Source organism: Paenarthrobacter sp. DKR-5, assembly GCF_018531425.1.
In the GTDB taxonomy this organism is placed as follows: domain Bacteria; phylum Actinomycetota; class Actinomycetes; order Actinomycetales; family Micrococcaceae; genus DKR-5.
In genome coordinates this window covers 290,381-304,205 of sequence record NZ_JAHBOI010000002.1, presented here as the reverse complement: position 1 = coordinate 304,205, position 13,825 = coordinate 290,381, and the positions used below count along the sequence as shown (strand labels likewise).

10 protein-coding genes are annotated in these 13,825 nt (G+C 69.3%); 8 read left to right on the top strand and 2 right to left on the bottom strand.

What is annotated here, in order from left to right; translation table 11 throughout:
• Positions 1 to 13: 13 nt before the first annotated feature.
• Complete coding sequence (polA, locus tag KIH31_RS04780; protein ID WP_374224846.1) at positions 14 to 2,845, top strand: DNA polymerase I; 2,832 nt, start codon at positions 14 to 16, stop codon at positions 2,843 to 2,845.
• Between the two features lie 37 nt (positions 2,846 to 2,882).
• Here the strand turns inward: polA and KIH31_RS04775 are convergent, their stop codons facing one another.
• Positions 2,883 to 3,626: an ABC transporter permease gene (locus tag KIH31_RS04775; protein ID WP_214425933.1), complete on the bottom strand. Its 744-nt coding sequence runs from the start codon at positions 3,624 to 3,626 to the stop codon at positions 2,883 to 2,885.
• Between the two features lie 67 nt (positions 3,627 to 3,693).
• Here KIH31_RS04775 and KIH31_RS04770 point away from each other — a divergent pair, with 67 nt between their 5' ends.
• The 3 genes from KIH31_RS04770 (at position 3,694) to KIH31_RS04760 (ending at position 7,088) form a co-directional block, all read left to right on the top strand.
• A complete protein-coding gene (locus KIH31_RS04770) occupies positions 3,694 to 5,019 on the top strand; it encodes a GNAT family N-acetyltransferase (protein ID WP_214425932.1) in 1,326 nt (441 codons plus the stop codon).
• A gap of 218 nt (positions 5,020 to 5,237) precedes the next feature.
• Positions 5,238 to 6,707, top strand: a complete 1,470-nt coding sequence (gene rpsA, locus KIH31_RS04765) for a 30S ribosomal protein S1 (protein WP_214425931.1) — start codon at positions 5,238 to 5,240, stop codon at positions 6,705 to 6,707.
• A gap of 192 nt (positions 6,708 to 6,899) precedes the next feature.
• Positions 6,900 to 7,088, top strand: a complete 189-nt coding sequence (locus KIH31_RS04760; RefSeq protein WP_214425930.1) for a hypothetical protein — start codon at positions 6,900 to 6,902, stop codon at positions 7,086 to 7,088.
• 29 nt (positions 7,089 to 7,117) lie between these two features.
• Here KIH31_RS04760 and KIH31_RS04755 read toward each other — a convergent pair whose 3' ends face one another.
• Positions 7,118 to 7,804, bottom strand: coding sequence for a YigZ family protein (locus KIH31_RS04755; protein ID WP_374224845.1), 687 nt, complete (start codon positions 7,802 to 7,804; stop codon positions 7,118 to 7,120).
• Between the two features lie 39 nt (positions 7,805 to 7,843).
• On the opposite strand from KIH31_RS04755, the gene coaE reads away from it, so the two are divergent.
• The 4 genes from coaE to KIH31_RS04735 all read left to right on the top strand — a co-directional run bounded on the left by coaE (position 7,844) and on the right by KIH31_RS04735 (position 13,791).
• Positions 7,844 to 9,061: a dephospho-CoA kinase gene (gene coaE / locus KIH31_RS04750; RefSeq protein WP_214425929.1), complete on the top strand. Its 1,218-nt coding sequence runs from the start codon at positions 7,844 to 7,846 to the stop codon at positions 9,059 to 9,061.
• Positions 9,062 to 9,175: 114 nt separating this feature from the next.
• Positions 9,176 to 11,251 carry an excinuclease ABC subunit UvrB gene (gene uvrB, locus KIH31_RS04745; protein ID WP_214425928.1) on the top strand — a complete coding sequence of 692 codons (2,076 nt, stop codon included), beginning with the start codon at positions 9,176 to 9,178 and terminating at the stop codon, positions 11,249 to 11,251.
• Between the two features lie 28 nt (positions 11,252 to 11,279).
• Entirely contained in the window at positions 11,280 to 11,837 is a 558-nt protein-coding gene (locus KIH31_RS04740) for a hypothetical protein (RefSeq protein ID WP_214425927.1), read from the top strand.
• 97 nt (positions 11,838 to 11,934) lie between these two features.
• The gene (locus KIH31_RS04735) at positions 11,935 to 13,791 is read left to right on the top strand and encodes a hypothetical protein (protein ID WP_214425926.1); all 1,857 of its coding nucleotides are present in this window, start codon (positions 11,935 to 11,937) and stop codon (positions 13,789 to 13,791) included.
• Positions 13,792 to 13,825: the final 34 nt, after the last annotated feature.

Below are 13,825 nucleotides of genomic sequence, written 5' to 3'. Positions count from 1 at the left end.
TAGGCTGGCACCTGTGAGTGAAACTACCAAACTGGCCGAATCCACCCCTGCGCCCGCGCCCGAAACAACCCCTGAGGCGAACCTGGCCGCTGACGTGGCGGGCGGTCCGGAGCCGGTCCCCGGGGCAGACTCCGCCGCAGAAGCGGAAGCCGCCGTCGAGGGTCCCCGGCCTCGGCTGCTGGTGCTGGACGGCCACTCAATGGCGTACCGTGCCTTTTACGCGCTGCCGGTCGAAAACTTCTCGACCGACTCCGGGCAGCACACCAACGCCGTTTACGGTTTCACCTCCATGCTGATCAACCTGCTCCGGGACGAGCAGCCCACCCACGTGGCCGTTGCGTTCGACCTTGACACCCCGACGCTGCGCTCGGAGTCGTATTCGGAATACAAGGCCGGCCGCGCCAAGACGCCGTCCGAGTTCGCCGGCCAGGTGGACCTGATCATCAAGGTGATGGCGGCCATGAACATCCCGACCATCACCGTCGAAGGGCACGAGGCCGACGACATCCTCGCAACGCTGGCGACCCGCGGGGACGAGGCCGGCTACGAGGTGCTCGTTGTCTCCGGGGACCGGGATTCGTTCCAGCTGATCAACGACAATGTCACCGTGCTCTACCCGCGCAAGGGCGTCACGGACCTTCCGCGGCTCGACGCCGCCGCGATCGAAGAGAAGTACTTCGTCACTCCGGACCGCTACTCCGACCTCGCCGCCCTGGTGGGGGAGTCGGCTGACAATCTTCCGGGCGTTCCCGGCGTCGGGCCCAAAACCGCCGCGAAATGGATCAACAAGTACGGCGGCCTCGAAGGCGTCCTGGAACACCTGCAGGACATCGGAGGAAAGGTAGGGGACGCGCTGCGGGAGCATGTCGACTCCGTCAAGCGCAACCGCCAGCTGAACCGGTTGGAGCGGGACCTGCCGCTGCCCTACGCCCTCAATGACCTGGCCGCTACCCGCCCGGACCGGGATGCCGTTGAGGAACTGTTCGATTCGCTGCAGTTCAAGACCCTGCGCGCCCGGCTGATCACCCTCTTCGGCGACGAGGACCAGGCTGCCGGGGACGAGGAGCTGGAAGTCGGCGAGCACGCCGCGCTCGGGACAGCGGCCGAGCTGAAGGCCTTCTTCGAGGCTGCCGCCGGAGCCCGCACCGCCCTGGCCCTGCTCACCGACCCGGGCACTGTCTGGGAGGATGCCACCGGCATCGCCCTCGTGCACGGCCACACGGCGGGATTCGTGGAGCTCGGTTCCCTGGACGCCGACGCCGATGCCGTGCTCGCTGCCTGGCTGGGGGACCAGGAGAGCCCGAAGGTGATCCACGAGTTCAAGCGGGCGCTCAAGGCGCTGCATGGCCGGGGCCTGCCGCTGGCCGGCGTCGTCGATGACACGTCCCTGTCGGCGTACCTGATCCAGCCGGACCGGCGCAGCTACGACCTGCCGGACCTTGCCCAGTACCACCTGCGCCTCACCGTCAAGGCGGCCCCGGCGGCGGCCGGCCAGCTTGAGCTGGCGCTGGAAGGGGAGGGTCAGCGGGTCCGCGACGCGGTGCACGAGGCCGCGGTGGTGCTCCGGCTGAGCGACTACTTCGCCGGGCAGCTGGAGGAACGCAACGCCGCATCGCTGCTGACCTCCCTGGAACTGCCTCTCTCGGAGGTTCTTGCCCGGATGGAGCTGGCCGGGATCGCCGTGTCGGCGGAGAAACTGGACCGGCTGCTGGCGGACTTCACCGCCACCATCGACGCCGCCCAGGCTGAAGCGTTCGGTCTGATCGGGCACGAGCTGAACCTTGGCTCACCCAAGCAGCTGCAAACGGTGCTGTTCGACGAACTCGGCATGCCGAAGACCAAGAAAATCAAGACCGGCTACTCCACGGACTCCGACGCGCTGGCGGACCTGCTGCAAAAGACGGGACACCCGTTCCTGGTGCAGCTGCAGACCTACCGGGACGCCACCAAACTGCGGCAGACCGTCGAAGGGCTGCAGAAGTCCATCGCCGACGACGGCAGAATCCACACCACCTACGTGCAGAACGTCGCGGCGACGGGACGTCTTTCCTCCACGAACCCGAACCTGCAGAACATCCCTATCCGCAGCGAGGAAGGCCGGCGCATCCGCGAGGTGTTCGTGGTGGGCAAGGACAGCGACCGCAGCTACGACACGCTCCTGACGGCGGACTACTCGCAGATCGAAATGCGGATCATGGCCCACCTTTCCGGGGACGAGGCGCTGATCCAGGCCTTCCGCGACGGGGAGGACCTGCACCGGTTCGTCGGCGCGCACATCTTCAACGTGGCGCCCGAAGACGTGACCAGCGCCATGCGGTCCAAGGTCAAGGCGATGTCCTACGGCCTCGTGTACGGGCTGAGCTCGTTCGGTCTTTCCAAGCAGCTCAACATCCCGGTGGACGAGGCCCGCACCCTGATGCGTGACTACTTCGAGCGGTTCGGCGCGGTCCGTGACTACCTGCGCTCCGTCGTCGAGCAGGCACGCATTGACGGCTACACCTCGACCATCGAGGGCCGGCGCCGGTACCTGCCGGACCTGTCGAGCGACAACCGGCAGCTGCGGGAAATGGCCGAGCGGATGGCCCTGAACGCCCCGATCCAGGGCTCGGCCGCGGACATCATCAAGCGCGCGATGCTGGGCGTGGATGCCGCACTGCGGGGCGAGGGGCTCGCCTCACGGATGCTGCTGCAGGTCCATGACGAACTCGTCCTTGAGGTGGCCGACGGCGAACGCGCCGCCGTCGAGGCCCTCGTGCGGGAGCAGATGGCCGGGGCCGCTGACCTGTCGGTCCCGCTGGACGTGTCGGTCGGCATCGGCTCCAGCTGGCACGAGGCGGGGCACTAGCCTCCGGGCCGCTGCCGGGCGCGTGTGGGCGGCAGCGCTAGCGGCTGCGCCAGGCGCCGGCGGTGCACAGCCGCTGGGCGACAGCTGCGGCGATGGCGTAGACGGCGAGCAGCGAAATGAGCACCAGCAGCTGGATGAGCCCGGCGTCCAGCGGGCTGGCGCCGCCGAGAATCAACCCCACGAAGGCGCCGGGGAGCGTGACAGTGCCGACGGTGCGCGTCTGGTCCAGGAGCGGGACCAGCGACTCGCCTGCGACATCCCTGGCGACCAGGGTCCGCGCCTCCCGCCATTGGAACCCGAGGGCGACGGCGGCTTCAACCTCGCCGCGGCGCACCGCGAGTTCGGCGAGGGTCCGCCGGCCCGAAAGCGTGGTCGCCGTCATCGCCCCGCCAATCTGCTGGCCCAGCACTGCGATGAGCGCCAAGGCGTTCCACGGGAGCACCCCGGTGGCGAACATCGCCAGCCCCACAGGCAGGGCGCCCGCCGCGACCGGCAGGCCCGCGAGCCACCAGCGTGCTGCATCCACACGGCGTCCGGAGGTGTAGGAGGCCACGAGGAACATCAACGCCACGAACAGCAGCCCGACTCCAGGGTGCCCGGTCAGCTGCGCGATTACGAGGGCGACGACTCCGAGCTGCACCAACGCCCGCACACCGGCGAGCAGCACATCCCGGACGCGGCCGTTGAGGGCAACGCGGCTGACGGCTGCCGCCACGGCGAGCAGGGCCGCCAGCAGCAGCCAGCTGACCGGACCGGTGTTCAGCAGTGTCGAGTTTCCCACCGGGCCATCCTCGCACCATCAAGCAGGGGGTGCGGTCCTGCCGCGGGCATGGCTATGCTCGGTCCTTGTGACCGAAACCGTGATTGAAACCATCGTGCCGCCGTCAGACGCTTTCCCCTACGAGATCCGCTCCTTCCCTGTCCATGTGGAGGGCGGAGCGGTGCCGGCGGAGGTCGCCGACTGGGTGCAGGCGGCAGCGTTCGGCTTCCACGACGGGGTGCTCGATGACGAGGCCCTGCTCAAGATGGCGGCCTCCGAGCAGGAGGACGGCCGGATGCTGTGGGGGACCTACGCGGAGTCCGCTCCCGCCGGCTCCTGGCACCCGGGCCGCCCGGTCGCCACCTACGGCAGCCACCGCAGCACCATCAACACCGGGGCGGGCCGTCTGCTGGACGCGCACCTGATCACGGCTGTGACGGTCCGCGCGACGCACCGCCGGCGCGGGCTGCTTCGGCGCATGATCACCGAGGACCTGGTCCGCGCCCGCCGCAGCGGCCGTCCGATGGCGGCCCTGACGGCGTCCGAGGCGACGATCTACGGCCGGTTCGGATTCGGGGCCGCCACGTTCACCCGCCGGATCGAGGTGGACACAAGCCCGAAGTTCGCGCTGCACGCGGCGCCCGCCGGGACCGTCGAAGTCGCCGAGGCCGGCGTGCTCCTCGACCTCGCCCCGCAGGTCTTCGAAGCCTTCCACTCCCGCACCCTCGGTTCCGTGGGCCGGCAGGACGCCTACCGGCACAGGGTCTCCGGGTCGTGGAGCTACGAGAAGCCCGAAGGCGACAAGGCCGTCCGGGCGGCGCTGCACTACGACGCCGACGGCACGGTGGACGGGTATGTCTCCTACAAGTTCGCCGGCTGGGAGCGGTCGCCGCAGACGCTGAAGGTCATCGACCTGATCGCCGCCAGCGACGACGGCTATCTCGGTCTGTGGCAGTACCTGGCCAGCGTGGACCTGGTGGACCGGGTGACCTACGACGTCGCTCCCGAGCAGGACCCGCTGCCCTGGGCGATGCGGGATGCGCGCGGCTACAAGGTGACCGGGCGGGACGATGTCCTGTGGCTGCGGGTGCTCGACCCGGTCACCGCCCTGGAGGGCCGGCACTATGAAGGCGACGGCACGCTGGCGATCTCGGTGCGGGACCAGCTCGGCATCGCCGACGGCACCTACCGGATCGAGGCGGCCGGCGGCAAAGCGCAGGTCGAGCGGCTCGCGGGAGGCTCGGCGGCCGACGTCGACCTGGACGTTTCAGCGCTCGGCTCGCTCTACCTCGGGTCGGCCCGGGCGTCCGACCTGGCCGCCGCCGGGCGCATCCGGGGCACGCGGGACAGCGTCGAGGCCCTGGACCGGCTGTTCAGCACCTCGCGCCAGCCGTTCTGCAGCACCCACTTCTGAGACCGGTGTTCCGACGCCGGCGGAACGGGCCCGTTCCGGCCGCCGGCACGGACGCGCCCGGTTTTGACCCCGCTTGGGCTCCGGCACTAGACTAAACGGGCGCGCATTGCGTGCAGGCAAGAACAAATCCACTAATTCAGGATGCCTTGGATTGTTCGCGGGCCAGCCCGCGAGAGGCTGCCTGACCGACATACTATCCACATCGGAGCCCCTACTACATGACCATCACCACCACCGAGAAGCCCGGTACCCCGCAGGTCGCGATCAACGACATTGGTACCGCCGAGGACTTCCTCGCCGCCATCGACGCCACCATCAAGTACTTCAATGACGGTGACCTGGTCGAAGGCACCGTCGTCAAGGTTGACCGCGACGAAGTTCTGCTCGACATCGGTTACAAGACCGAAGGTGTCATCCCCTCCCGTGAGCTGTCCATCAAGCACGACGTGGACCCCGGGGACGTTGTCTCCGTCGGCGACCAGGTCGAAGCCCTGGTGCTCACCAAGGAAGACAAAGAAGGCCGTCTGATCCTCTCCAAGAAGCGCGCTCAGTACGAGCGGGCCTGGGGCGACATCGAGAAGGTCAAGGAAGAAGACGGCGTCGTCACCGGTACCGTCATCGAGGTTGTCAAGGGTGGTCTTATCCTGGACATCGGCCTGCGCGGCTTCCTGCCCGCCTCCCTGGTGGAGATGCGCCGTGTCCGCGACCTGGCTCCGTACATCGGTCAGCAGATCGAAGCCAAGATCATCGAGCTGGACAAGAACCGCAACAACGTGGTCCTGTCCCGCCGTGCCTGGCTCGAGCAGACCCAGTCCGAGGTGCGCTCGACGTTCCTCAACAAGCTGGAAAAGGGCCAGGTCCGTCCCGGCGTCGTGTCCTCCATCGTCAACTTCGGTGCCTTCGTGGACCTGGGTGGCGTCGACGGTCTGGTGCACGTCTCCGAGCTGTCCTGGAAGCACATCGACCACCCGTCCGAGGTTGTCGAGGTCGGCCAGGAAGTCACCGTCGAGGTTCTCGAGGTGGACCTGGACCGGGAGCGTGTCTCCCTGTCGCTGAAGGCTACGCAGGAAGATCCGTGGCAGACCTTCGCCCGCACCCACGCCCTTGGGCAGGTTGTTCCGGGTAAGGTCACCAAGCTCGTTCCGTTCGGTGCGTTCGTTCGCGTCGAAGACGGCATCGAGGGCCTCGTGCACATCTCCGAGCTGGCCCAGCGCCACGTCGAATTGGCCGAGCAGGTCGTTTCGGTGGGCGACGAGCTGTTCGTCAAGGTCATCGACATCGACCTCGAGCGCCGGCGCATCTCCCTGTCGCTGAAGCAGGCGAACGAGGGCGTGGACGCCGACAGCACCGAGTTCGACCCGGCTCTGTACGGCATGGCTGCCGAGTACGACGAAGAGGGCAACTACAAGTACCCCGAAGGCTTCGACCCCGAGTCGAACGAATGGCTCGAGGGCTACGAGGCGCAGCGCGCCGCGTGGGAAGCTCAGTACGCCGACGCCCAGGCCCGTTGGGAAGCCCACAAGAAGCAGGTTGCCCAGCACGCCGAGGAAGACGCCGCTGCTGCCGGCGGCGGAGCCGGCGAGTCGGCTGCGACCAGCTACTCCTCCGAGGCTCCGGCTGCCGAGGCCGGCACCCTGGCGTCCGACGAGGCCCTCGCCGCTCTGCGCGAGAAGCTGACCGGCAACTAATTCTGTCCCGGCGTCCCCGGACGCCTGACAGGACCTTTGCACCGAAGGGCCCCCACTGTACGGCGGGGGCCCTTCGGCGTTCCCGCGACGAAACATCCGCCGATAATAAGCTCCCTTATGACCTTCCGTGCGTCGCCGTTCTGAACTAGGTTCGACAGGACGGGGAAACACCCCGCGCGAGAGGAGACCGGCATGAGCGAAGATATCGGCGAGGGCGGCTACGGCAGCCCCGAGCCGTCCGATGAGATCCCCACGCCGCGGGGCGGCGAGGGCGACAAGGACGCGCTGCCCCCTGCAACCGGCGACGACGGCCGGCCCGAAGGTGCGAACGACGGACCGCGGGCTCCGGAACGCGAACGTCCGGAGGACGACTACCGCTAGCACCGCGCCTTCAGCCTGGCTGCGGCGGCTCAGCCGGGCAGGTCGACCCAGTCCTGCCCGGCCGGGTCCGCGCTGAACCTGCCGGCGCCGAGCGCAGCGAGGCGCTCCTCGAATTCCCGCCAGGCCGCCTCGGTGTCCGCAACCGCGACCGTGAGCGTGGTCGCGGAAGGACCGTAATCCGCCTCCGTTACGGCCACGCCCCAGGAGCGGAGCTCGTTGTCGAGCTTGCCCGCCTCCGCGGGAGGAACCGCCACGCGGGCCAGCTTCAGGCGCCGGCGCGTCAACAGCGGCGCGGCGTCCAGGGCGGATGACACCGCCTCCGAATACGCGCGGACCAGGCCGCCTGCGCCCAGCAGTACACCGCCGAAGTAACGCACCACGACCGCCGTGACATCGCTGAGGTCCGCGTTTCCGGACGGCGTCCGGCGGCGGAGCAGCGCGTCCAACATCGGCTGACCTGCCGTGCCGGACGGCTCGCCGTCGTCGCTGGCCCGCTGCACTGCGCGGTCCGGACCGAGCACGAACGCGGAGCAGTGGTGCCGTGCGTCGTGAAACTCCTTGCGCAACTCCGCGACGAGCGCCCGTGCGCCGTCCTCCGACTGCGTGCGGCGCAGCACGGTGATGAAGCGGGAACGCTTCACCTCCAGCTCGCTCCGGACGTCCGGTCCCGGGCGCAACACCGTGTAGCTGCTTGGCGCGGACCCGGAAATTGTCACCGCCACAGGATACGCGGAGCGGGCCTCTAGACTGGCACCGTGCTGAAGATAGGACTCACCGGCGGGATCGCTTCGGGCAAGTCGGCGGTGGCGTCCCGCTTCAAGGAACTCGGTGCCGTGCTCATCGACGCGGACGTGATTGCGCGCGAAGTCGTCGAACCCGGAACCCGCGGCCTGGCTGCCGTGGTCGCTGAGTTCGGCCCGCAGGTGCTCCGCCCCGACGGCTCGCTCGACCGGGCGGTGCTGGGCGGCCTCGTTTTCGGCGACGACGCCAGGCGCGAGGCACTGAACGCCATTGTGCATCCCCTGGTGCGGACGGAGGCAGCGCGGCGTCTGGCCGCAGCTCCCCGCGGCTCCGTCGTCGTGCAGGACATTCCGCTGCTGGTCGAGACCGGCCAGGGGGCGCAGTTCCACCTCGTGGTGGTCGTGGACGCACCCGTCGAGGAACGGGTGCGGCGCATGCGCACAGCGCGGGGGATGACCGAGGCCGATGCAGTGGCGAGGATCCGGGCGCAGGCCACGGATGAGCAACGCCGCGCCGCGGCCGACGTCATGATCCGCAACGACGGGCCGCTGGAGGCGGCGCTGGAGCAGGTCGACCGGCTCTGGGCCTCCCGGCTCGTGCCGTTCGCACGTAACCTGGAACACTCGGTGGCCGCCGCGCGGCCCGGCCCCGCCGTCCTGGTGCAGCACAACCGGCAGTGGGAGGGGCAGGCAGCGCGGCTCGCCGCACGGCTCAGGGCTGCGGCGCCGGACACCGTGCTGCGCGTGGACCACGTGGGCTCGACGGCGGTGCCGGGCCTGGCCGCCCGGGACGTGATCGACCTGCAGGTCGCGGTGGCCTCCCTCGAGGCGGCCGACGCTGCCGCTGCGGATTTCGCCCGGGCCGGCTTCCCGCGCCGGCCCGGAGCAGGAGGGGAGCGGCAGCACGGGGGAGCTGACCCGGGCCGGGCGGTCAACGCGCTCGTGCGGGTGCAGGACTCCCCGGGCTGGCTCAGCGCCCTCTCGTTCCGCGACTGGCTCCGGTCCGAATCCGCCGCCCTGCGGGACTACCAGGAGCTGAAGCAGCGCCTCGCAGCGGCACATGCGGGGGATCCGGACGTGTCCGGTTATGCGGCGGAGAAGGACCGCTGGTTCTCTGACGTTGCGGCCCCGGCCCTGCAGCAGTGGGTCGCCGCGGCCGGCTGGGAGCCCCCGGAACTTCCGGAGCCCCAGGAACCCCCGTCGCCCCCGGAACCCCGGTCGAACGGCCGCTAACGGCGGCCTGTCGCCGCGGCAGGCCGCCGTTAGCGGCCGTTCGCCGATTGCGCCCACGGCGGACCGGGCCCCTCCCGGACACCCCCTGTCGGGGGCGAGGACTAATCTTGATGTATGAGTCTTGCGCAGCAGATCCACCGTGTGGTCGCGCCGTTCGAAGTGGTCAGCGACTACAAGCCGGCGGGGGACCAGCCCGCCGCGATCGCTGAGCTCACCGAGCGGATCAACAACGGTGAAAAGGATGTGGTGCTCCTCGGTGCCACCGGTACCGGCAAGTCCGCCACCACCGCATGGCTGATTGAACAGGTCCAGCGCCCCACCCTGGTGATGGTCCAGAACAAGACCCTGGCCGCCCAGCTGGCCAATGAGTTCCGCGAGCTGCTGCCGAACAATGCCGTCGAGTACTTCGTCTCCTATTACGACTACTACCAGCCGGAAGCCTACGTCCCGCAGACGGACACCTTCATCGAGAAGGACTCCTCCGTCAATGAGGAAGTGGAACGGCTGCGGCACTCCGCCACGAATGCGCTGCTGACCCGGCGCGACGTCGTCGTCGTCGCCACCGTCTCCTGCATCTACGGCCTGGGCACCCCGGAGGAGTACATCGCGGGGATGGTCACGCTCCGCCAGGGCGCGGAGATGAACCGGGACGACCTGCTGCGCAAGTTCGTCTCCATGCAGTACGCCCGCAACGACATGGACTTCCACCGCGGCACGTTCCGGGTGCGCGGGGACACTGTCGAGATCATTCCGATGTACGAGGAACTCGCCATCAGGATCGAGTTCTTCGGCGACGAGATCGAGAACATCTACACCCTGCACCCCGTCACCGGGGAAGTGCTCCGCGAGGAAACCGAGATGTACGTCTTCCCCGCCTCGCACTACGTCGCGGGACCGGAACGCATGGCCCGCGCCGTGAAGAACATCGAGGATGAGCTGGCTGCCCGGCTGAAGGAACTCGAGGGCCAGAACAAGCTGGTCGAGGCGCAGCGGCTGCGCATGCGCACCACCTACGACCTGGAAATGATGCAGCAGATGGGCTTCTGCAACGGCATCGAAAACTACTCGCGGCACATCGACGGGCGCGGCCCCGGCACCGCCCCGCACTGCCTGCTGGACTACTTCCCGGACGACTTCCTCCTCGTCATCGACGAATCCCACGTGACGGTCCCGCAGATCGGCGCCATGTACGAAGGCGACATGTCGCGCAAGCGCACCCTGGTGGACCACGGCTTCCGGCTGCCCTCCGCAATGGACAACCGGCCGCTGAAATGGGACGAGTTCCTGGACCGGATCGGCCAGACGGTGTACCTGTCCGCCACGCCCGGCAAGTACGAACTGAGCAAGGCGGACGGTTACGTCCAGCAGATCATCCGTCCCACCGGCCTGGTGGACCCGGAAGTCATCGTCAAGCCCACCAAGGGCCAGATCGACGACCTCCTCGGCGAGATCCACACCCGGGTTGAGCGGGACGAGCGCGTGCTCGTGACCACGCTGACCAAGCGGATGGCCGAGGACCTGACGGACTACCTGCTGGGCCACGGGGTGAAGGTGCAGTACCTGCATTCCGACGTCGACACGCTCCGCCGCGTGGAGCTCCTGCGCGAGCTGCGGCTGGGTAGCTTCGACGTGCTCGTCGGCATCAACCTGCTCCGCGAGGGCCTGGACCTTCCGGAAGTGTCGCTCGTGAGCATCCTCGACGCCGACAAGGAAGGTTTCCTGCGCTCCTCGACATCGCTGATCCAGACGATCGGCCGCGCGGCGCGCAACGTGTCCGGCCAGGTGCACATGTACGCGGACAAAATCACCGATTCGATGGCGCAGGCGATCGATGAGACGAACCGGCGCCGCGCCATCCAGCAGGCCTACAACGAAAAGCACGGCGTGGACCCCCAGCCTCTGCGCAAGCGCATCGCGGACATCACCGACTCGCTGGCCCGCGAGGACGCCGACACCCAGGCCTTGCTGGACGCGTCCAAGCGGCGCAAGGGCAAGGCGCCGACCCCGGTCCGCAAGGACGGTCTGGCCGCGGCGCCGGCCGAAGACCTGGTGGACCTGATCGCCCAGATGACGGACCAGATGCACGCGGCCGCCGCCGAGCTCCAGTTCGAGCTCGCTGCCCGGCTGCGCGACGAGGTGGCGGACCTGAAGAAGGAACTGCGCCAGATGCAGACCGCCGGGCACGCCTGACGCGGCCCGCGCACGGGTGGGGTAGTCGGTGGGCGCGGTGAGGACGGCGGCCTTGGTGCTTGCGCTGGCGGTGGTCCTGCCGGGCGCCGGCTGCAGCTATGCCGAGCCGGCGCCGCAAAGCCCCTCCGCTTCCGGGCCGGGAGCTGCCGACGCCGGGCCCCGCCCGCGGCCGACGCCGGACAGCGAGCCGCTGCCTTCGCCGCTTCCGACCGCGGCGGCCACCTGGGACGCCGCGCGCTATCCGGCGGCCCGCTATCCGGGGAGGGTGCCGCGCCACCCCTATGCGTCGTTCATTGCCGGTGAGTACTCGGAATGGGCTGCGGGCAAGGCCTGGAAGGTGACGGGCGGAGGCTTCAACCCCGGCGCGAAGCTGCAGTTGTACTTCGGCCCCGAGCCGGGACTGCCCGACGCCGTGCCGTTCCCGCCCCCGGTTGCCGGCAGGGCGGTCACGGCTGACAACCGGGGGCGCTACGCTGTCACCTTTTTTGTTCCGGCGGACGCTGCCCCCGGCGGCTACACGCTTTCGGTGCAGGACCTGACCTCCGGGGAGCTGAGCCGCGGGCGCATCCGCGTGGTGGCGCGCTAGCGGCCGGGGGAACGCGTGCCGCACTGTCTGCCGGGGGAACGCGTGCCGCACTGGCCGCCTTCGCGGGACGGTCGGACCGGCGGGATATGTTGAGAGCATGGCCCAACCTGAAAAAGTGGAGATCCCTGAAAAAGTGGAGATCAGAGTCCATGGCATCGGGGATTACGGGTTCTTTCATGCGCTGGGGGACCCGGTGGTCGGGCCGCCCTATCCCGGCACCCCGACGCCGGCGGGCGACAACGCTCTCGTCGCCGTCGCCAACGCGCCCTACCTTCCGCGCCACCGCGTCCGGCTGGTCAATTGGTCCCGCGCCAACCGCCGCAACACCCGCCGGCTGGCCTGGTACCTGGCCTTCTCCTTCACGCTGCTGAACATGGCCGGCGCCATGGCGCCGGAGCCGGGCCGGCGCACCCGCTGGCTCTCGGTGCCGCTGCACATCACGGCGGTGCTGCTGACGGTCGGGGCGACCGCCTGGGGGGCCGTGATGCTGGAGACGGTCGTCTCTTTCTTCCCGCAGAGCGCGCTGCCCGGGGACTGGGGTGCCGTCTCAATCGGACTCTCCGCCGCGGTGCTCGCCGGCATCGCCATCGTTCGGCGCATCCGCGCCTCGCTCCGCCCGGGCGGGGAAGCGCCGCCGTGGGCCGTGGCGGTGCTGCATGCGGCAGCCGCAGCCGCTGCTGCCATCGCCCTGGCTCTCACTCGGCCAGGCTCCCTGCAGTACGCGGCGTGGCCGAGCTACTCGTCCGAGCCTGCCGCCGACCGCCGGTTCGACGCGATGCCGGCGCTGGTCGTGGCAACGGTGCTCGTGGTGCTCATCCTCTCGGCGGTGCTCGTCGTCGCGGGCTTCGCGGCGGGGCGGCGCGATCCAGCCGCCCGCACCCCGCTGGCGGCTGCGGGGGCCGTCATGGTGGCGGCCGTCGTCGTGCAGCATGCGGTGCTGGGCCTGATCCGCGCAGCCCTGGAGATCGCGGCCTCCTTCACCGCAGCGCTGTTTTCCATGAACAGCTTCCGCAGGCCGCACCGGACGGACCTGCTGCTGGTGATCTATGACGATCCGACCACCCTGACCGATAACCGGCTGGACTTCCTGCCGCTGCACGGCATGCTGTTCCTGCTCGTGCTGCTGGCGGTGCTCCTGCTCTCCGCCCGTCGCCGCTTCGGCCCGGGTCTGCTCGGGCTGCTGCACGGCACCCGCGCCGGCAAGGTGTGGCTGCACCGGACGATCGAAGGCCTCCCTCTGCTCCTGCCGGCGGCGCTGCCGGTGGCCGGCACGGTGTCCCTGCTCATCGCGGGCGGCGCCATCTACGGCCTGGAAACCACCCGCAGCGAGCTCCTGCTCGCGGTGCTGATGCTCGTGGTGACGGTTCTGGCGTCCGTGGCCGTCCTGACCTTCATTGCCAAGCAGCTTCAGCCGCTGCGGGAACTCGTGGGTAGGATCGGCGATATCGCAGGCTTCTGGCCCGTGCGGGACCACCCCCTCGCCGGGTCCTCCTACCGCCGGCCGGTGATCGACGGGATCCAGGAGGAGATCAGTGTCCATGACGGACGCCAAGTGGTGCTGGTGGGGCACAGCCAAGGCTCAGTGATCTGTGCCTGGCTGCTAGCCCGGCAGCCCGACCCGCGGCTCGACCTCGTCACCTGCGGGTCGCCGCTGGCCTCGCTCTACCGCACGTTCTTCCGCGGCCGGTTCGACGATGCGTTCTTCGACGCCGTCCGCGCCGGCAGCCGGACCTGGCGCAACGACTGGCGGCCCACTGACCCCGTCGGCACCGCCGTGCCCGCCGCCGTCAACGAGGAGCTGCCGGACCCGGAGAACGGCGGCCCCGTGCAGGGGCATGGCAACTACTGGATCGACCCCGTGCAGCTCGACTACATCGCCCGGCTCCCGCCGGAGGACCCGGAAGGACACGGTCCCCAGGACACACCCGGCTTTGCTAGAATGGACGCCAAGTAGGGGAGTATCCCGCGCGCTGCGGACGTCAACACGT